The following is a 17,695-nucleotide window of genomic DNA, read 5'->3' on the forward strand; positions in this document are numbered from 1 at the left end:
CCAGTGTGGGTGGCAATCAGTCGAAAATCGCCGACTCGTCTTCGAGTTTCGCCACGTCATCGACGATTTTCTCGACGTGTTCGGGAAACAACGAGATCTGAATCTCGTTTCCATCGTCGTCTTCGAAGACGAGTTTGACACGCTTGTCGCCGAACGCGCGCGCTTCGGCCTCAGTGACGTCGAACAGCTTGGCAGTCGCCGACTTGTTAGTCGGCCCGACGTTCTTGATCGACCCCTCGTTCAACTCAACCATGAAGTCCTCGAGCGTGAGCGCGAGCATGGTCGAGATAGCGCGGCCGGGTAGAAAGTCGTCCCGGGTTCGACGTGGCGGAGTGGCGCACAACCAGCCGCGCCACCGGCTGAGCCGGCGGCGCGACCACCCGGTGAAATCGTCGCTGGCACCCAACTTTAAGGACACATCGCGAGAACGTCGACCCGTATGCAACTGACCTGGCACGGCCACTCGACGTGGTCAGTGACCGTCGGCGAGACCGACCTGCTGATCGATCCCTTCTTCGACAATCCGAAGACGGACCTCGATCCGAGCGACGTCGAGACGCCGGACTACGTCCTACTCACCCACGGACACGCAGACCACATCGCCCACGCCGGGGAGTTCTCCGAGGCGACGCTGGTCGCGACGCCCGAACTCGTCTCCTACTGCCAGGAGGAGTTCGGCTTCGAGGACGCAGTCGGAGGAATGGGGATGAACATCGGCGGCACCGTCGAGTGTGGCGACGCCTACGTTACGATGCACCGCGCAGATCACACGAACGGCATCATGAGCGAGTACGACGTCGACGCCGGGATGCCCGGCGGGTTCATCATCTCTGACGCCGAGCCCTCGCCCGCCTCGGACGAAGAGAGTACGACGTTCTACCACGCTGGCGACACGGGACTGATGACCGAGATGATCGACGTCATCGGATCGTTCCTGGAGCCAGACGCCGCAGCGGTCCCGATCGGCGATCACTTCACGATGGGGCCGTGGCAGGCCGCCGTCGCGGTCGACTGGCTCGACGTCGACCACGCCTTCCCGATGCACTACGACACGTTCCCGCCGATCGAACAGGACCCCGCGGAGTTCGCCGAGAAGGTTTCCGAGGCTGGCAGCGACGCCGAGGTTCACGTCCTCGAGGCCGACGAGCCGTTCGAGTTGGCCTAAAGGACCACGGAACCGACGCCCGCCGTCGGGGAAACCCTCATGCCGTGGCCAGTCGAAACACGGTACATGAGCGATAGCTGGACGGATCTGATCGTCAGCGAGCGAATGCGCGTCGATCAGGAGTTCTCCTCACAGGTCGCGTCGTCGCGGTTCTCGAGCCAGGAGTGGAGCCTGGTCATGACCGCAACGGAGTTTCAGGTCGAGCACCCGGAGGATCCAGAGCGAGCACAGATCGTCGCCGACACCGGGAAGCTAGACGGGATCCTGCCGGAGCTCGAAACCGTCCGCACCCAGATGGGTGGGATGGGTGGCCCGCCCGGGAACGCGGAGTCGGGCGCATCGTCGTCGAGTGGCGGACTCCTCGACGCGATCGGGAGCGCGCTTGGCTTCGGCGGAGACGGCAGCGATGAATCCGGCAGTGGAGACGAGTACGCGGATGAGCGAGAGGCAGCAGAGCGACTCACAGCTGAGTACGCAGAGGCGCTCCAGGCGGAGCTAGAGGCCAACGGTCGGTGGGACGACGTACGGGAGGCGGCGGCTGGGAGCGGAAGAGCGGAGGCCGGCGATGCGGAGGCTGGCGATGGCGGCGACGGCTGAGGTCAGTCGCCGGCGTGAAAGAGCGTCCGCTCGCTGGCCTCGTAGATGTTGATCAACTCGACGATCAGTTCGTCGTACGATTCGTCCTCGACGCGCAGCGCGTCGAGGCGAGCTATCGTCTCCTCGTCGAGTTCGACTTGTGGCATACGAACGGGTACGACGCCAGCGTGCAAAAACACCGGGGGCGACCGTCCCCTCTCCCTCACCGTGACCGCGGGCGACCAGCCATTCCTCGACGGCGGCAAAATGCCCCCCATCACTGACCGGAGCCGCAGGAGCTATACGGCCGGTCCGTAAGGAACACAGTATGAGCCAGGAAGTCGACGAACTCACGCTCTCGATCAGCGCCGACGACCAGGAGACCGACGTCACCATCCCGACGGGACTCATCGACCTCGTCGCCGAGGAGGGACAGTCGGAAGCCGAGACGGTCGGGGACGTGACGCTGCTCGCGTTCGCCAGCCGCGCCCACCACATGGTCCACCACGGTGAGGACGCTGACGAGACACTGGCCGCCCAGGAAGAGCGCATCATGGAGCTGTTCGAGGAGCGCTTCGGCGTCACCTACGGCGAGGCGACTGGCCACCAGCACTGAACTGCGTCCGTTTTCCTCGAACTACAGTGCGGGAACCACTGACCCGGGAAGCGACGCGGCTACGTCGCCGGTATCGTCGCTGCCGGTCAGATCGTCGTCAGCGCCGTCGGAGTTTTCGCCGTCACCGTTTTCGACAGCGTCGCCATCGCCATCGGTCGCCACATCGGTGTCACCGCCATTAGCCGCCGCATCGGTTTCTCCGCCGTTAGTCGCCGCATCGGTGTCTCCGCCGTCGGTGGCTGCACCGTCGTCAGCGGTTCCCTCACCGGCACTTTCGTCGTCGGTGGCTCCATCGTCGACAGTTCCGTCATCGGTCTCTGTGGCCCCGTTCGCGTCGACTCCGTTCTCGTCAGTTTCGGTGGGCTCGTCTTCGCCGGTAGTCTCGGCTTCGCCATCCGCCTCATCTACCCCGTTCGCCTCGTCGGGATCGTCCTCGAGTGGCTCCTCGATCAGGACCGTCGCCTGATCCTCGTCCGTGGCGCTCGTGACGGAAGCGGTGTACTCACCCGGTTCCAGTTGCGTGGTGTCGAGGGCGAGTGAGACGGTCTGCTGCTCGCCCTCGTCGAGGGTGAGGTCGGCGTCGGCGAGCTGCTCACCGACTGAAAGCGAGAGCGTCTCGGTCGCCTCCTCGCCGCCGACGTTCTCGACGTCGACGTCGAGAATCACCTCCTCACCTTGCTCGGCAGGGTCAATCGGGTCGACGATATCGATGGCGAACTCGCCGGGCTCAGTTGGTGCGATCTCGCCGGCCGGCGGCGTCTGCGCCGACGCCGTCTCGGTGTGGTTGAACGCGCTCATGTCGACGACCCACTCAAGCTGTTCGTCGTCAGACTCTGGGGTCCACTCGACGGTGATCTCGTCAGCGCCGGAATCTAACTGCTGGGGCGGCTGGTCGTCAGTCGCGCCGTCGAACTCCCCGCCGGGGACGGCGGCGTCGTTTGGATTCTCGTAACTGAACGTGACTGCGATGGCGTCCCCGGTCTCCTGGGAGTTCTCGTAGGAGAGCGTCGGCAGCTCGGGCCGAATCTCGTCGAAGCACGCCGCAGTCTCCGGGTTCGAGTGGTCGATACCGGCGGTGAGGTAGGTCTCCTCCTCGGTCGTCAGCCCCGAGAGAACGGTGCCGAACGTGCCGTAGTCGGCGATCTCGACCAGAATCTCGTCTTCACCCTCGTCGATGGTTACGGACGAGGTCTCGCCGACCTCGAAGACGACGGTTCCGGTAAACGGCGCGTCGACGTCGTCGCCGAATACGACCCCGTCCTCGATCAGAGTGTTACCGTAGCCGGCAGTGTCGTAAAAGCCCGTGCTGGCGAATACGGGATCACCGTCTTCGAACGTTCCGGAGACCGTCGCGCGATCGCAGCTCTGGAACTCGACCGACAGCTCCTCGGGCGGCGCGTCGTACGCACCGGCTGGCTCCGTCTCAACGCGAACCGGCTCGTCGTAGGCGAAGTCTTCCATTGGGATCTCCCAGGCCAACACTTCGTCGTCGGAGTCGGGAGTCCACGCGACGGTGAACTCGTCTTCGCCAGGGGCGAGTTCCGCGGGCGGTTCGTCGGCGGTCGTTCCCTCGACGAACTCGCCGCCCGTGATCGGTGCGTCGTTGGGGTTCTCGTAGCCGAACGTCACGTCGAAGGCAGTTGTACCTGGGTCGTCGCCCTCATCCCCGTCTGCGTCGGCCGCCGTGCCGTTTTCGGCGGGCTGGACGTCCTCGACGGTGAGCGTCGGCTCCTCGGGCTGGATCTCGGCGCCGCAGTCGAGGTCATCCGGCGGCGAGGCGAGCGCCGATTCGGGCTCGTCAGCGGGACTGACCCACGGAACGATAAACGAGCCGAAGTTGCCCTCATCGGGGACTTCGATGACGACCGTCTCCTCGTCGACTTGCTCGACGTCTTCCTCCTCGCCGACTTCCATCACGACCGTCCCGGTGAAGGGTGCCTCGACCTCCTCGCCGGCGGTCACGCCGGTGTAGAACGCGTCGCCGGGTCCGATGGTGTCGTACCAGATCGTTCGCGGGTAGAGGTCGTCACCCTCCTCGAGCGTCCCCGAAATTTCGACGCGCTCGCAGCTCGTGTACTCGACCGACAGCTCCTCGGGTGGCGCCTCCTCGACGGTGTACTCGATCGTCTCGTTCGCGAGGACGTCCCCCTCGTCGGCGACGTCTCCGTCTCCCGCGGCAACGACGGACACGTCGACAGTGGTGTTGTCCTCGATCGGCGGATCGAGCGCGAGTGACTCGTTCTCGACCGGCTCGCCGGCGTCGACGGCGTCGCTCTCGACCGTCTCGTCGTCGTACTCGGCTGTGAGCCGGTACTCCACGGAGGCGTTCGCCTCGTCGACGACGAGTTCGGTTCCGTCACCGTCCTGATCCGAAACGGAGAGGGTTGCCTCGGGATCGTCGATCTCCTCGTCGACCGTGTAGAACGCTCCGTCGAGGATCGGAGCGCCGCCGGGTGTGACGTACGGATCGTCCTCGGCGCCGTCGGTCTCGGCGTACTGGAACGTCTCGTCGTCGGTGGTGTCGTGGTGGACGACCGCGACGATCGGACCGCTCGCCTCGATGGGCTCGTCGAGTTCGATCTCCACGTTCTCGTGGTCGCCGGCAGAGAGGTACCCCGAGGCACCGATCACTGCCTCGGGATCGGCGTCGGCGGCGACGCCGTCGTAGATCGCGACGAAGCCGCCCTCAGAGAGGGAGACGGAATCGACAGTGACTGTCGTACCGTTGCCGGTCTGGTCGGCGAGCGAGATCGAGGCTTCGCCCTCGCGTTCGTCTATTTGTTCGACCTTCTGGACGATCTCGATCTCGATCTGCTGGACGATTACGGTCGGATCGTCGACGCCCTCTGCGATCGCGTAGTCGGCGGTGTCGGCCGCGGTGTCGAAGGTTAGCGCCTGGAGCTGGGTGACGCTTATCTGCTGGTACTGGATCGCCCGGGGGAGTTCCTTGCTCGCACCGCTGGCGATGACCTGGATCTGCTCGACCGAGACCTCCTGGTGCTGGACGAGCACGCCGCCGGCGGCGCCCTCGGCGATGTACTGCACCTGCGTGGCGCTTACGGTCTGGCGCTGGAGGACGGCCCCCTCGCCGGCGCCGAACGAGGCCGCCTGAATCTGCTCGATTTCGACGATCTGATACTGGATCGCCGAGTCGACCGCGCCCGTGGCCGCGCCGGTCGCGGCCTTCTGGATCTGGGTCACCTCAACCTCCTGATATTGGACGATGACGCCCTGTGCACCGCCGTCGGCCGCAGCCTGGATCTGCTCGACCGTCGCCTCCTGGCTCTGGACGATCGCGCCGGTTGCGGCGCCGAAGGACGCCTCCTGGATCTGCGTGATCGAGATCCGCTGGACCTGCTCGACGTCGCCAGTCTGGAGCTGTTTCAGCGGCCCCTTGCCGGCGCCGCGGGCCGCGAACTGCGTCTGTTCGGCGCTTACGTCCTGCTTCTGGACGAGCGCGCCTTTGGCCGCACCGGTCGCGGCCTTCTGGACCTGTTTGATCGTGACCTGCTGGCGCTGCTCGACCGTGATCCGCTGATCCTGCTCGATCGCCTGCTCTGTCGTCCCGGCGAGCGCGCCCGCGGCAGCGCCCGCGGCGGCGTGCTGAGCGTGCTCGATCGTGACCTGCTGGCGTTGCTCTGCCGTGATCTTCTGGTACTGCTCGAGCGTACCGTACGCCGAGCCCTGCGCCGCTTCCTGAATCTTCGGTTTCTTCTCGACGTCCTTCGCCCCTGCCTCGCTCGCGGCGCCGGCCGCCGCGCCGAGCGTGGCGATCTGGATCTGCTCGACGGTGACGTGCTGGTACTGCGCGAGGCCGCCGTGGGCCGCCCCCCAGGTCGCACTTTGCATCTGGCTCGCGTTGACCGTCTGGTGCTGGGCCAGCGCGCCGTCGGTCGCGCCGCCGACGGCTGCCTCGACGTGCTCGGTTTCGATCTCCTGAACCTGCTCGACGTCGACCTCCTGGGCCTGCAGGAGCGAGCCGTGGACCGCACCAGCCGTCGCCGCCTGCACCTGCTCGACGTCGGCATCCTGGTGCTGGCTGACGGACTGCGTTGCGGCGTCAACAGCTGCAACACGCTGTTCCTGGGTTACCTCGACACCCTGGGACTGGACCAGTTCGATCCCCTCGTCGACTCCCGATTCGACCGCGTCCGCGGCGTCGTCGGAGAGGTCGTCGGTCTCACCGGTTGCACCCATTTCGATCGGGTCGTCGTCACCGGCATCGAAGACCGGTTGCCCCGTCTCGTTGGCGGCGAGCAACGTGGCGCCGTCAGCGGCCGGGGTGGTGCCAGCAGCCTCAGGGTTCGACGCGGCACCGTTTGGCGACTCCGCTTCGGCTCCGTTGTCACCGACGCCCGAACCCATCCCGCCGATTCCGCCGAGGAAGGGAAGCGCGAAGACGCTCGTCACCATCAAGACGGCAACGATGACCGTTCCGCCCGCGAGTGTGCGATTCATCGCCACCACCGACGGCACGCGAATCGCACCGATCGGGTCTCGACCGTCGTCGGCCGTCCCTCGGTCGGTCGGTCAACCGAAGCTGTCGACTGACCGCCACCCATTGTCGATCCGTCGACCGTGTCTAGAGACCACTCGGCTCCGTGAGCCACCGAAACACCGCCGTCTGTCACCCGCTTGCTGCCGTCTGTCGCCAGTTTACCGCCGTCTGTCGCCCGTTCCCACCCGACGGGGTCCGCGCGTGTAGTATCGAGACCCATCACTGCGGAGAAGGGGAACGATGACGCCCATAAGCGTCCCGTCCGTTCCATCCGCCGGACCGATACAATCGGAAATTACGTCGAGACGACCGTCACCGGTGAGCGACTGAACCGAGTCGACGCGGTCACACGGTACACCGAGATCGAACGGCGTCCTCGAACGAACTGAAGAGGAAAAACGGGACAAACTGACACGATCGTCGACAGTAATACATGGTTGGGATAGCCGGCGCGTTCGTCCACCGCAGCCTCGTAAACCGTTGTCTTGATAAGTGTTTACGGAGGCGATAACGTATGGAGACGAAAGACGAGACGGTCGATCCGGTCGACGGCGAGGTCGTCAGCTCCCTGGCCCGAGCATCGCTGCTCGCGGCGTTGATGGGGGCGACCGCCGGTGTCGTGATACCGATTTCGGCGGTTCCTGGGACGCTACAGATGCTCGTCGTCTTCCTCGCGGGGCTCTTTCTGGGCCCCGTCTGGGGGGCGATCTCGATGGTGTTGTACCTGGCCGCCGGGGCCGTCGGCGCACCGGTATTCGCTGGCTGGAGTGCAGGGCTGGGGAGCCTCGTCGGCCCGCACGGGGGGTTCCTGTGGGCGTTTCCCGTCGGCGCGTTCGTGGTCGGTGCTATCGTCCACCGAGGGCGAACGGTGCGCGATCCCGCGACAGTGTCGCGGCTCGTGATCGTCGCGGCGCTGCTCGTCGCGACGGTCGTCGTCTACGTCGGCGGCTTCGCGTGGTACGCCTGGGTGACCGAGACGTCGGTCGTCGAGGCGTTTACCATCGTCGCGCTGCCGCTACTTCCGGGTGACGTCCTCAAGATGCTGGCCGCACTGGCGATCGTCGAGAGCGGGCGTATCGACCCAACGCGGGGGTGAGAGGATGATCGAATTCCAGGACGTGAGCTACGAGTTCGACGAGGAGCCCGCGCTCGAAGCTGTCTCGCTGTCAATCGACGACGGCGAGGTCGTCGTACTGGCCGGCGCTAACGGCAGCGGGAAGACGACGCTCCTTCGCCACTGCAACGGCCTCCTGACACCGGATAACGGAGAGGTGCGCGTCGACGGCGTCGACGTTTCGGAGAACCCCGTCGCCGCGCGCACGCAGATCGGGATGGTCTTCCAACACCCCCAGGATCAGTTCGTTGCCGCGACCGTCGGCCACGACGTCGCATTTGGGCCCGAAAATCTCGGCCTCGAGCGTGCAGAGATCGATCGTCGGGTCGAGGCGGCGCTCGCAGCCGTCAATCTATCGGGACGCGAAGACGATCGCATTGAGTCCCTCTCGGGCGGCGAGCAGTCCCGAGTCGCTATCGCCGGTGCGCTGGCGATGGAGCCCGCCCACCTGTTGCTCGACGAGCCGTTTACCGGGCTCGACGAACCAGCCCGACAGTCGGTTCACGATCGGCTGGCAGCGCTCTCGGCGGGCGGGACGGGACTGGTGATCGCGACGCACGACCTCCGTGACGTACTGGCGATGGCCGACCGGGTCGTCGGCATGGACGACGGTCGGGTAGTCGTCGACGAACCGGCCAGCCGCGCTCGCGAGGCGCTCGGGTCACTCCCAGTTCGTGTCCCGCCACCGTGATGCTTCGCTACGAGCCTGGCGAGACGCTGGCCCACCGGCTCGATCCGCGATCGAAGCTGGCGCTCCAAATTGGCTTTACCGCGACCGCACTGGCACATACGAGCCCGCCCGCCCTGGTCGCGCTGACCGCGTTCACGCTGCTCGTGGTGACCGTCGCTGGCGTCCCCCTGCTCCGCTCGCTGTACGCGTTTCGGGTCGCGATCGTGATCCTCGCGGCTGCGCCAGTGATCTCGGTGGTGACGCTGGGTTCGCCGTGGATCGAGCCCGAAGCCGCGGTCGATCCCGCCCTGGCGAGCTACCGCGTCGTGTTGATCCTGCTGTTCAGCGCGGCGTACGTCCGGACGACGCCCGTTCGAGACTCGCGGGCGGCGATTCAGCTGACAGTACCCGGAAAGCCCGGACGTGTTCTCGGAATGGGAATCGCGCTCGTCTTCCGCTTTCTGCCGGTCCTCCAGGCGGACGTGAGTCGGATCCGAGAAGCGATGGCGGTCCGTCTGGGCTCCGAACGGGGGTTCGTCGACCGAGCAAGCCACATCGGGATCCTCGCGCTCGCAAAAACGTTCGACCGCGCGGATCGGCTCTCGATGGCGCTGCAGGCGCGGTGTTTCGCGTGGAATCCAACGCTCCCGCGACTTGCGTTCTCGCGACGTGACGTGCCGGTGCTAGCGATGGCGGCAGTACTGGCAGCGACGGCGGTCGTCTGGTAGCCACTCACAGTCCGAAACCGTATTTGGGACGGAGAACGAACGGACGGTTCGATGCCAGAGAGGGGCGCTCCCGAGCAAGCCAGAGGATGGGTGGCGAGTGACCGAGTACCGGGACCGATCGCCAGCGACCAAGCGACAGCGTGGAGGCGGTGAGTATGCGCCATTGCCAGTTCTGTAATGGCGACCGGTTCGCTGTCAGGAGTTGTCTCGATCGAAAGTTAGTGTTCGGAAGCGAGATCGATGGCGAAATTCAGCGAAAGGCCACCGCAGCGGATGTCGTCGATCCGATCGCATTTGGCGAGGAATCAGATCCGCCGGAGTCGTTCGAAGGGGCCGATCGATGCCCCGAGTGTGCTGTCGACCGTGGCGAGTACCACCACGTGGGCTGTTCGGAAGAGGTGTGTCCTAACTGCGACGGCCACCTCACGTCGTGTGACTGCGACCCACACGCATTAACGCCCAGAGAAGAGCCCACAGACGCGTAGTCCGCTGTTGAACTGACAGCCAGATCGGTGACCCGGCGGTGATCGCTACTCCTTGCTGCTGAGGTCGGCGTCGACGCGGATTTCCGAGTCAGTGATCGTCTCGATATTGTCGCTGGGAATTTCGAGGTCGTCTTCCCCGGCGTCACCACGACCAAGGCTCTGTAGCCACGCGTTCGTCAGGGTAGGTTCTGGATCGACGTAGGCGATCTGTTCGATCGGATCGACCTCCGTGACGATTCCGATCTGTTCGCCGCGAACGTCCATCAGGAACTTACCTTCGTCTTCCGTCGACAGGACAGACATACCATCTGAACAAGGGTCGCTGGGGATTAAATAACTACTGGGTAACAGGTTGTTCGGTGAAAGAAACGTCTCGAAAGTAAAATTGAGCGGTGCCGTGCTACCGGCACGAACTCACGTGAACAAGCTAACGAACGAACTGAGCCTCACAGATCAGGGGTGAAGGGGAGCCACAGCCCCTTCGGTGCCATCGTATTCCGACAGGACGGTTGATTATTCGGTTCGGGTTTCAGTGTGCGATTCACCTCGCATACACAGAGGGATGGGAGAGAGAGCCATAAACGTTACTTACAACACCCTAACCTACATAAGAGAACCCAGGTGTAGCTAGTGCAGATATAATATCGACCATTCGCCCACATAGGACCAGATAAAAGCCAAGTTCGGCAAATAATTAAGAGTCAGCAAGAGACCGGACGCTCGACCGCACGTATACACCCATCTGACGGGACCGAACCAATCATCCCGTAGCCGTCGAAGCGTCCGTTGAAAGCCGGGAACGGGTTGGGAACCACGGTCGGAGCGAAGCTCTTCCCTGATTCAAATCCCTCCAGTCGCTCTTTCGTTGTTCCTCGCAGATGTTTGTCGCAGAAGGCAAGCCGGTGGAGGGGATTGTGAACTACGTCCACTTCGATCGCAACGCTCGCTCGTGGTTTAGTTCAAATCCCTCATGGCGTATTTGCTGCTCGCAACGTTGCTCGCAGCAAAATAAGCCGGTGGAGGGATTTGAACCCTCGACCTAATCCTTACGAAGGATTCGCTCTGCCAGTCTGAGCTACACCGGCACGCTCGGTTCATTCGCGTCCCAATTGCCGAAGCGAGACACGACCTACATCAGTGTAGGGTCGAAACGAGCCATAAGGATTGCGAATCGCGGACGCGACTCGGCAGACCGAATGTCGGCTCCAGAACCGGTCGCAGTCAGCCCTCAGCCCGTTCGAGACGAACGTCGAGACAGACGTTCAGTTCGTGTGGGGCGTACGACCGCACCGTGTGGCGTGTCTCGATGCAGACGTCGTACTCGGGTTCGGCGGCGGCCCGAATTGCGCGCTCGCCGGGGCCGAACGGATCGTCCTCGTGCTGGATGTCGTAGTAGTGGAGCACGCAGTCGTCGCTGGCGATACTGATGGCGGTGTCGAGAAAGTCGTCGGCGCTGTGGGGGAGGTTCATCACGATTCGGTCGGCCCACCCCTCGTAGTCGGAGGCGACCGCACGAACGTCGTCACAGATCGCCGTGATGCGATCCGCGACGCCGTTTCGGTCGGCGTTCTCACGAAGGTACGCGATCGCGCGGTCGTTGACGTCGACGCCGACACACTCCGCGCCGCGAGCGGCGAAGGGAATCACGAACGGACCGACGCCGGCGAACATGTCGAAGGCGCGCTCGCCGTCTGAGAGCTGCTCGGCGACGCGGTGGCGCTCGGTCGCGAGCCGCGGGGAGAAGTACACTTCGGCGAGGTCGAGCGCGAACTCGTGACCGTACTCGCGGTGGACGACCTCGGTGCCGTCGCCGGCGATCACCTCCCAGTCCCGGGTTCGGGTCTCGCCTTTGACCTTCGAGGCCTTGTTCAACACCGTCTGGACGGGGAGGTCGGAGTCGACGACCGCGTCGGCGATCTCGGCGGCGCGATCCGTGTCGTCCTCGTCCAAGAGGACGACCTCGCCGATACGTTCGTAGGATGGCTCGACGCCGAGCAGATCGGCAGGCGTGGTCTGGGTCTCGCGCTCGGGGGCGTCGTGGGAGACGACGGTGAGATCGTCGTCCATCGCCTCGACCGCCTCGGAGTCGGTCACCGGCACGTAGAGCCAGCCGTCTGCGACGCTGATCTCGTGGCGCTCGTCGACGAGGTCCGCGTCCGCGAGTTGCTGTCGCGTGGCCTCGCCTTCCTCGGGCGGAACGCGGACGCACGGCACGTTCATGCCGGTACTCGCCGGCCATCCGCCGTAACGGTGACGTTTTTTCGCGGCCGTCGGACGGGAACAGAGGAGACGCCCGATTCAGGAACTCAGCGGCGGCCGCTTGCGAGCGAGAAGAGATAGAGACCGATCGCGGTGAGAATAATCATCGGCCCGGTCGCGATACCCAGATCGTACGAGAGGAGAATCCCGCCGAGAACGGCGATCTGGCCGAACACGATTGAGAGGAAGATTCCACGGTTGAAGCTATCAGTAAGCTGCATCGCTGCGGCAACCGGAATAACGAGCATTCCGGCCACGAGAATCGCCCCGAGGATCTGCATCGCCGCGACGACGACCAGCGCGGTGAGGACGATCAAGAGGGTGTCGTAGAACCAGACGTTAATTCGTGCGAGCCGTGCCGCCTCGCGGTCGAACGTGATGAACTTTAGCTGTTTGTGGGTCAATCCAACGGTGAGGGCCACGAGTAGCGCGAGCCCGACCATTAGTTGGACGTTCTCGAAGGGAACGAACAGGATATCCCCGAACAGGTAGCTTTCGACGGTCGCGCTGAACACGACGCCGTAGGAGATGACCGCGATCCCGACGGCGAACCCGCCGGTCAGCATAATCGCGATGGGGATGTCGGCATACCCCTCCGTATTCACCGCGACGTACTGCATGCCGAGTGCAGCGACGGTGGCAACGACCATCGCCCACGCGAGTGGGTAGTCTAACGCCGGAACGGACGCCCCGACGAACAGACCGATCGCGACGCCGCCAAACGCCGTATGTGCGAGGGCCTCGCCGATGAGCGCCATCTGACGGTTGACGAGGTACGCACCGACGACCGGTGCAGTAAATCCGATCAGTACGCCCGCAGTGAATCCATGTTGGATGAACGAACTCGTGACCAACCAGTGCCCGTCGAATATCGTTTCCATCCCGCTCCAGAACAGCTCGAAAAGCGGTGGGAAAACCCAGACGATGAACGCGCCAAATGTGAGTAAAACGAGCGGAAGTCCGACCGTCAGGAGCGCGAGATCTTGGCGCTGTCGAACCTGTGTCAGTTCCATCGTCAGTCTCCCCCCGCAACCGGTCTCGAACTGACCGCTCTGGCCGAGCTAAACGCCTGCTCTAAGGCACCGCTCTCGAGGAACAGCTCGGTTTCACAGTGTTCGTACAGTTCGCCGTCCAGGCAGGCCATCGTGTCCGCGTACTCACTGACGGTGTTGATGTCGTGTTCGATCAGGACGATCGTGATCCCGTCGTCGTTGAGTTCGGTGAGGAGATCGTAGAACTGATCGAGGACGTCGGCGTCGACGCCGACCGTCGGTTCGTCGAGTGCGAGCAAGTCGGCCTCCGACGCCAGCGCTCGCGCAATGTACGCTCGTTGTCGCTGTCCGCCCGAGAGGTCGCTGATCCGCCGACCGGCGAACTCGTCCATCTCGACTTTCGCCATCGACTCGTCGATGATTGCGTGGTCTTGCGCCGTGAGCCGTCTGAGACCGGCGTGGGCATACCGACCCATCTCCACGACCTCGCGGACGGTGACTGGCATCATGGAGTCGGTGGCCGTCGAGTGTTGGGAGACGTATCCCAGCCGTGTGCCGTCGGCAAACTCCTCGACGGGCGTATCGAACAACTCGACTCGGCCGGAGTCCGGCGACTGTAGTCCGAGCATGATTTCCAACAGCGTCGTCTTGCCCGATCCGTTTGGACCGACCAACCCGAGAAATTCCCCGTCCTCGATCGACATCGAGACGTCTCTCAGCACCGGTTGGTTGCTGTAGGCGAAGCTAACGTTCTCGACTGAGATAGCGGGTGTCATTGTCAGTGTTTGGTACCAGTGCGCATTTGTGAGTCTTAAATACGTAACGCTACGTTCCGAATATTACTCGGCTCGAAGAGCCGTCTCGAGCGACGGGAGGTTGATTTCGTAGAAGTGATCCATGTACCCCCAGTCCGGCTCCATCTCGATGCCGGTGTCGAGTTCCGGTGCCCCGTCGATCTGCGTTTCGACGGGAGAGAGGGGTAAGATCTCTGCATCCGTCTCGTCGGCCAGCGACTCGGCGAGCCGTGCCGGTTCGCCGACGTCGTAGAGGACGTGTTCGATGTTCCGTTCGTCCATGATCTCTTCGATCTCTTCGACCTCGTCCGGACTCGCCGAGTCGTCGGGGGACGTCCCGACGGGCGACATTACCTCGATATCGTACTGTCGGTTCCACCACTGGAAGGAGTCGTGTGTCGCGACGACGATCGTATCGAGTTCCGCCCGGTCGACGATGTCCTGGAAGTCCTCGTCCAGTTCCTGGAGTTCGTCGTTAAATGCCGCCGCATTGTCCCGGTAGTGCTCTTCGTTGTCGGGATCCATGTCGGCGAGGCCGTCGGCGATATTGTCGACGCCATCCTGGCAGTAGACGGGATCCATCCACCAGTGTTCGTCGTTGTCCTCGGCGGGACTGTCGAAGAAGTCGATTCCCTCCGAGGCATCGATTACGGTCGTCTCACCATCCGCTTCGAGTTGTTCAGCAGCGTCATCCTGCCACGACGCGAAATCGCGCATATAGACGAATCCGCCAGCATGATCGATGTCTTCGACCGTCGCCGGTTCGGGATTCCAGTCGTGACCGTGTTCACCGACGGGGACGATATCGAACGATTCGAGCGTCTCGTCGTCTTCCCCCGCAATCTGGCGAGTAAAGTCCCAAAGCGCTGGCATCGATGCAATGACGGTGTTCTCGTCGACGTCGAGTTCTGGATCGTCATCGCCGAGACAGCCGGCGAGTCCTGCGAAGAGGGCCCCTCCGCCCAAAGCGGTAAACGCTCTCCGTGACAATGCGACACTGCGTCGGGTCGAATGTGCGGTCATCATCGTCCTCTTTCAGCGACCATCATAAGAAGTTTTCCTTGACAAATGTAGAAATTAGTCTAGTCTAATTCAGTACGTTCGCCACCACAAGGAGATCACTTCGTGGCAGATCGAGCACCGATACGACGCGCGACGTGAGTCGGCAACGCGACGGACGCGTCCTGTGACGGCAACGCGACGGTGACGAGATCGATGGGAGACACCTCGTCGACGACGAGTCGGGTTCCCGGACCGATTCGGTGGTGGGACAGATACTCGCGAATGTCTGGATCCCGGTGTGGTACCTGTTCGACGGTTACGGTCTCTCCGGGTTCGTACTCGGTTAGCGGGGAGTACGGCGGTTCCGCGGGCATTCGCAGCTCTGCATCCGGAATGGGATCGCCGTGTGGATCCACCGCCGGTTCACCGAGAAACGCCGCGAGTCGCTTCGTGAACTCGTCGCTGACGTGGTGCTCGAGGCGATCGGCTTCCTCGTGAACCGTCGACCACGAGTAGTCGAGACACTCCAGCAGAAACGTCTCGAGTAATCGGTGGTTCCTGATGAGTTGTAGAACTACTCGCTCACCACGGTCAGTCAACTCGACACCCTGGTAGGGCGTGTAGTCGACGAGGTCGCGCTGGTCGAGCGAGTCGAGCATACTCGAGACTGACGGTGACGTCACGTCGAGTGCCTCACTGAGATCGGTCGTTCGAACCGGGTGATCGTTCTCAGCCGCTAGGTGGTAAATCGCTTTGAGATAGTCCTCGGCGACTGGACTGAGGTCCATCACCCCGGCATTTGAGATGGCGATTCAATAAGTTTCCTAGTTACACACCCAAGTTTAGACTGGGCTAAATTCGAAGTAGTGAGACACGGTTTGCCTCGCTCCAACATCGACTGATCGTACCGACAAGCAGATAGAGACGGATCGTGGGGCGGTGGTGGACTGCTGACTCGAAAGCTTATAACATCGGCTCGAACTATCCCCCTCATGCTCACCTTCATCGGACTCGGCCTCTACGACGAGCGCTCGATTACCGTCGAGGGCCGGGACGCGCTCCGAGCCGCAGACCGCGCCTATGCCGAGTTCTACACCAGCAAGCTCCTCGGAGCGACCGTCGAGGAACTCGAAGCCGCCCACGACGTCGAGATTGAAGTTCGAGACCGCGCCGGCGTCGAGCAGGATCCCGAATCGATCCTCGCGGCCGCCGAGAGCGAGGACGTCGCCTTCCTCACCGCCGGCGACACGATGATCTCGACAACCCACGTCGACCTGCGGCTGCGCGCCGATAACCGCGGCATCGAGACGCGGGTCATCCACGGTGTCACCGCCCAGACTGCTGCGAGTGGCCTGACGGGACTGCAGAACTACCGGTTCGGAAAAGCCACCACCCTGCCGTTCCCCTACGCCCACGGCGCCGACGGCCTCCCGGCGAGCGTGACGAACGTGATCGACGGAAACCGGGAGGAGGGGCTGCACACGCTCGTCTACCTCGATATAAAAGTCGGTCACGAGCGAGCCGAGGAGGACGAGTACATGACCGCCGACGTCGGCGCAGAACTGCTCGCCGAGGAATACCCGGATCGCGTCGGGGTCGTAGTGGCTCGGGCCGGCAGTCCCGACCCGCTCGTCGCGGCCGGGACGATGTCCGAACTGGCCGACCGGGAGTTCGGCGATCCGCTGCACCTGCTCGTGGTTCCCGGCGAGTGTCACTTACTCGAAGCCGACGCGCTGGAGTCGCTAGCCGGGGCGGATCGGGAGCAGTTGGACGTCGTCTAAAAGGACGAACGAAGTTAGAGTCGGTCGACGACCGCTTCGGTCACGTCCTCAGTGGAGGCGTCGCCACCCAGATCAGCCGTTCGCGGGCCGTTCTCTAAGACGTCTTCGACGGCCGCGTGGACCGCATCGGCTTCCTCGTCGTGGCCTAAATATTCGAGCATCATCGCCGCGGAGATGATCGCGGCGGCCGGGTTCGCGACGCCCTCGCCGGCGATGTCGGGGGCGGTGCCGTGGACGGGCTCGAACAGCGCGCGGTCGGTGCCGATGTTGGCCGAGGGGAGCAGGCCGAGGCCGCCGACGAGACCGGCCGCGAGATCCGAGAGGACGTCGCCCGCGAGGTTCGGACAGACGATGACGTCGAACTGGGTCGGATCGAGACAGACGTGGGTCGCGAAGGCGTCCATCAGCACCTCGTCGGTTGCGACACCCTCGGAGTCGGCGACGTCGCGGACCGTGTCCCGGAAGAGCCCGTCGGTCTCGCGCATCACGTTGGCCTTGTGCGAGATCGTGAAGCCGTCGTGATCGCGCTCGGTGACGTACTCGCAGGCGAACTCGGCGAGCTGGCGGGAGGCCGATTCGGTGACGACGCGGGTGAGCGTCGAGACGTCGTCGGTCAGGCGGTCCTCGTGGCCGGAGTAGACGCCTTCAGTGTTCTCACGGAGGAAGACGAGATCGGTCTCGGGGCGCAGGGCGTCGACGCCGGGGTAGGCCTTCGCGGGCCGGACGTTGACGAACGAGCCGACGGCCTCCCGAAGCGGGAGGATAACGTCGGCAGCGGTCTCGCCGGCGGCACCGAACAGGGTTGCGTCCGCCGAGGCTGCGAGCTCGTAGGTCGCCTGTGGGAGCGCCTCGCCGGTCTCTTCTTGCACCGCGTCACCGGCCTCGGCCTCGACAAACTCGAACTCGACGTCGAGCGACTGGAGCACCGAAACCGCAGCGGGCGTCACTTCCTGTCCGATACCGTCACCGGGAATAACGGCGATCTGGTCGGTCATGCTTCGAGAGATGACGCATC

Annotated in this window: 17 protein-coding genes and 1 tRNA gene; 7 read left to right on the forward strand and 11 right to left on the reverse strand. The window is 63.7% G+C overall.

What is annotated here, in order from left to right; translation table 11 throughout:
• Positions 1–16: 16 nt before the first annotated feature.
• Positions 17–280, reverse strand: a complete 264-nt coding sequence (locus OB905_06890; protein MCU4925711.1) for a hypothetical protein — start codon at positions 278–280, stop codon at positions 17–19.
• 159 nt (positions 281–439) lie between these two features.
• Between OB905_06890 and OB905_06895 the strand changes: the two genes are divergently transcribed.
• Together OB905_06895 and OB905_06900 are read left to right on the forward strand one after the other, a co-directional pair.
• Complete coding sequence (locus OB905_06895; GenBank protein MCU4925712.1) at positions 440–1,165, forward strand: metal-dependent hydrolase; 726 nt, start codon at positions 440–442, stop codon at positions 1,163–1,165.
• Between the two features lie 66 nt (positions 1,166–1,231).
• Positions 1,232–1,762: a DUF5799 family protein gene (locus tag OB905_06900; protein ID MCU4925713.1), complete on the forward strand. Its 531-nt coding sequence runs from the start codon at positions 1,232–1,234 to the stop codon at positions 1,760–1,762.
• A 2-nt stretch (positions 1,763–1,764) separates the two neighbouring features.
• Here OB905_06900 and OB905_06905 read toward each other — a convergent pair whose 3' ends face one another.
• Positions 1,765–1,908: a hypothetical protein gene (locus OB905_06905; protein MCU4925714.1), complete on the reverse strand. Its 144-nt coding sequence runs from the start codon at positions 1,906–1,908 to the stop codon at positions 1,765–1,767.
• A gap of 161 nt (positions 1,909–2,069) precedes the next feature.
• On the opposite strand from OB905_06905, the gene OB905_06910 reads away from it, so the two are divergent.
• Entirely contained in the window at positions 2,070–2,357 is a 288-nt protein-coding gene (locus tag OB905_06910; GenBank protein MCU4925715.1) for a hypothetical protein, read from the forward strand.
• A 21-nt stretch (positions 2,358–2,378) separates the two neighbouring features.
• Here OB905_06910 and OB905_06915 read toward each other — a convergent pair whose 3' ends face one another.
• Positions 2,379–6,815 carry an MSCRAMM family adhesin SdrC gene (locus OB905_06915; protein MCU4925716.1) on the reverse strand — a complete coding sequence of 1,479 codons (4,437 nt, stop codon included), beginning with the start codon at positions 6,813–6,815 and terminating at the stop codon, positions 2,379–2,381.
• Positions 6,816–7,369: 554 nt separating this feature from the next.
• Here OB905_06915 and OB905_06920 point away from each other — a divergent pair.
• The 3 genes from OB905_06920 to OB905_06930 are packed head-to-tail and all read left to right on the forward strand — an operon-like array spanning position 7,370 to position 9,367.
• Complete coding sequence (locus OB905_06920) at positions 7,370–7,951, forward strand: biotin transporter BioY (GenBank protein ID MCU4925717.1); 582 nt, start codon at positions 7,370–7,372, stop codon at positions 7,949–7,951.
• 4 nt (positions 7,952–7,955) lie between these two features.
• Positions 7,956–8,660 carry an energy-coupling factor ABC transporter ATP-binding protein gene (locus tag OB905_06925; protein ID MCU4925718.1) on the forward strand — a complete coding sequence of 235 codons (705 nt, stop codon included), beginning with the start codon at positions 7,956–7,958 and terminating at the stop codon, positions 8,658–8,660.
• Positions 8,660–9,367, forward strand: coding sequence for an energy-coupling factor transporter transmembrane protein EcfT (locus tag OB905_06930; protein ID MCU4925719.1), 708 nt, complete (start codon positions 8,660–8,662; stop codon positions 9,365–9,367). The genes OB905_06925 and OB905_06930 overlap by 1 nt, the downstream gene beginning before the upstream one ends.
• Before the next feature lie 530 nt (positions 9,368–9,897).
• Here OB905_06930 and OB905_06935 read toward each other — a convergent pair.
• The 7 genes from OB905_06935 to OB905_06965 all read right to left on the reverse strand — a co-directional run bounded on the left by OB905_06935 (position 9,898) and on the right by OB905_06965 (position 15,687).
• Positions 9,898–10,155, reverse strand: a complete 258-nt coding sequence (locus tag OB905_06935) for a hypothetical protein (GenBank protein ID MCU4925720.1) — start codon at positions 10,153–10,155, stop codon at positions 9,898–9,900.
• A 708-nt stretch (positions 10,156–10,863) separates the two neighbouring features.
• A tRNA-Thr gene (locus OB905_06940) sits at positions 10,864–10,937 on the reverse strand.
• Positions 10,938–11,073: 136 nt separating this feature from the next.
• Positions 11,074–12,072, reverse strand: a complete 999-nt coding sequence (locus OB905_06945; protein ID MCU4925721.1) for a class I SAM-dependent methyltransferase family protein — start codon at positions 12,070–12,072, stop codon at positions 11,074–11,076.
• Between the two features lie 86 nt (positions 12,073–12,158).
• Entirely contained in the window at positions 12,159–13,124 is a 966-nt protein-coding gene (locus tag OB905_06950; protein MCU4925722.1) for a metal ABC transporter permease, read from the reverse strand.
• A gap of 2 nt (positions 13,125–13,126) precedes the next feature.
• A complete protein-coding gene (locus tag OB905_06955) occupies positions 13,127–13,879 on the reverse strand; it encodes a metal ABC transporter ATP-binding protein (protein MCU4925723.1) in 753 nt (250 codons plus the stop codon).
• Positions 13,880–13,942: 63 nt separating this feature from the next.
• The gene (locus OB905_06960) at positions 13,943–14,920 is read right to left on the reverse strand and encodes a metal ABC transporter substrate-binding protein (protein MCU4925724.1); all 978 of its coding nucleotides are present in this window, start codon (positions 14,918–14,920) and stop codon (positions 13,943–13,945) included.
• A 95-nt stretch (positions 14,921–15,015) separates the two neighbouring features.
• A complete protein-coding gene (locus OB905_06965) occupies positions 15,016–15,687 on the reverse strand; it encodes a metal-dependent transcriptional regulator (GenBank protein ID MCU4925725.1) in 672 nt (223 codons plus the stop codon).
• A gap of 204 nt (positions 15,688–15,891) precedes the next feature.
• On the opposite strand from OB905_06965, the gene dph5 reads away from it, so the two are divergent.
• Positions 15,892–16,680, forward strand: coding sequence for a diphthine synthase (dph5, locus tag OB905_06970; GenBank protein ID MCU4925726.1), 789 nt, complete (start codon positions 15,892–15,894; stop codon positions 16,678–16,680).
• 14 nt (positions 16,681–16,694) lie between these two features.
• Here the strand turns inward: dph5 and OB905_06975 are convergent, their stop codons facing one another.
• Positions 16,695–17,675, reverse strand: a complete 981-nt coding sequence (locus tag OB905_06975) for an isocitrate/isopropylmalate family dehydrogenase (protein MCU4925727.1) — start codon at positions 17,673–17,675, stop codon at positions 16,695–16,697.
• Between the last annotated feature and the right edge of the window lie 20 nt (positions 17,676–17,695).

This window comes from Halobacteria archaeon AArc-dxtr1 (genome assembly GCA_025517425.1).
GTDB lineage: Archaea > Halobacteriota > Halobacteria > Halobacteriales > Natrialbaceae > Halostagnicola.

Coding starts and splice junctions, on each gene's coding strand:
- OB905_06890 (MCU4925711.1), bottom strand. CDS start 280: ATGCTCGCGCTCACGCTCGAGGACTTCATGGTTGAGTTGAACGAGGGG.
- OB905_06895 (MCU4925712.1), top strand. CDS start 440: ATGCAACTGACCTGGCACGGCCACTCGACGTGGTCAGTGACCGTCGGC.
- OB905_06900 (MCU4925713.1), top strand. CDS start 1,232: ATGAGCGATAGCTGGACGGATCTGATCGTCAGCGAGCGAATGCGCGTC.
- OB905_06905 (MCU4925714.1), bottom strand. CDS start 1,908: ATGCCACAAGTCGAACTCGACGAGGAGACGATAGCTCGCCTCGACGCG.
- OB905_06910 (MCU4925715.1), top strand. CDS start 2,070: ATGAGCCAGGAAGTCGACGAACTCACGCTCTCGATCAGCGCCGACGAC.
- OB905_06915 (MCU4925716.1), bottom strand. CDS start 6,815: ATGAATCGCACACTCGCGGGCGGAACGGTCATCGTTGCCGTCTTGATG.
- OB905_06920 (MCU4925717.1), top strand. CDS start 7,370: ATGGAGACGAAAGACGAGACGGTCGATCCGGTCGACGGCGAGGTCGTC.
- OB905_06925 (MCU4925718.1), top strand. CDS start 7,956: ATGATCGAATTCCAGGACGTGAGCTACGAGTTCGACGAGGAGCCCGCG.
- OB905_06930 (MCU4925719.1), top strand. CDS start 8,660: ATGCTTCGCTACGAGCCTGGCGAGACGCTGGCCCACCGGCTCGATCCG.
- OB905_06935 (MCU4925720.1), bottom strand. CDS start 10,155: ATGTCTGTCCTGTCGACGGAAGACGAAGGTAAGTTCCTGATGGACGTT.
- OB905_06945 (MCU4925721.1), bottom strand. CDS start 12,072: ATGAACGTGCCGTGCGTCCGCGTTCCGCCCGAGGAAGGCGAGGCCACG.
- OB905_06950 (MCU4925722.1), bottom strand. CDS start 13,124: ATGGAACTGACACAGGTTCGACAGCGCCAAGATCTCGCGCTCCTGACG.
- OB905_06955 (MCU4925723.1), bottom strand. CDS start 13,879: ATGACACCCGCTATCTCAGTCGAGAACGTTAGCTTCGCCTACAGCAAC.
- OB905_06960 (MCU4925724.1), bottom strand. CDS start 14,920: ATGACCGCACATTCGACCCGACGCAGTGTCGCATTGTCACGGAGAGCG.
- OB905_06965 (MCU4925725.1), bottom strand. CDS start 15,687: ATGGACCTCAGTCCAGTCGCCGAGGACTATCTCAAAGCGATTTACCAC.
- dph5 (MCU4925726.1), top strand. CDS start 15,892: ATGCTCACCTTCATCGGACTCGGCCTCTACGACGAGCGCTCGATTACC.
- OB905_06975 (MCU4925727.1), bottom strand. CDS start 17,675: ATGACCGACCAGATCGCCGTTATTCCCGGTGACGGTATCGGACAGGAA.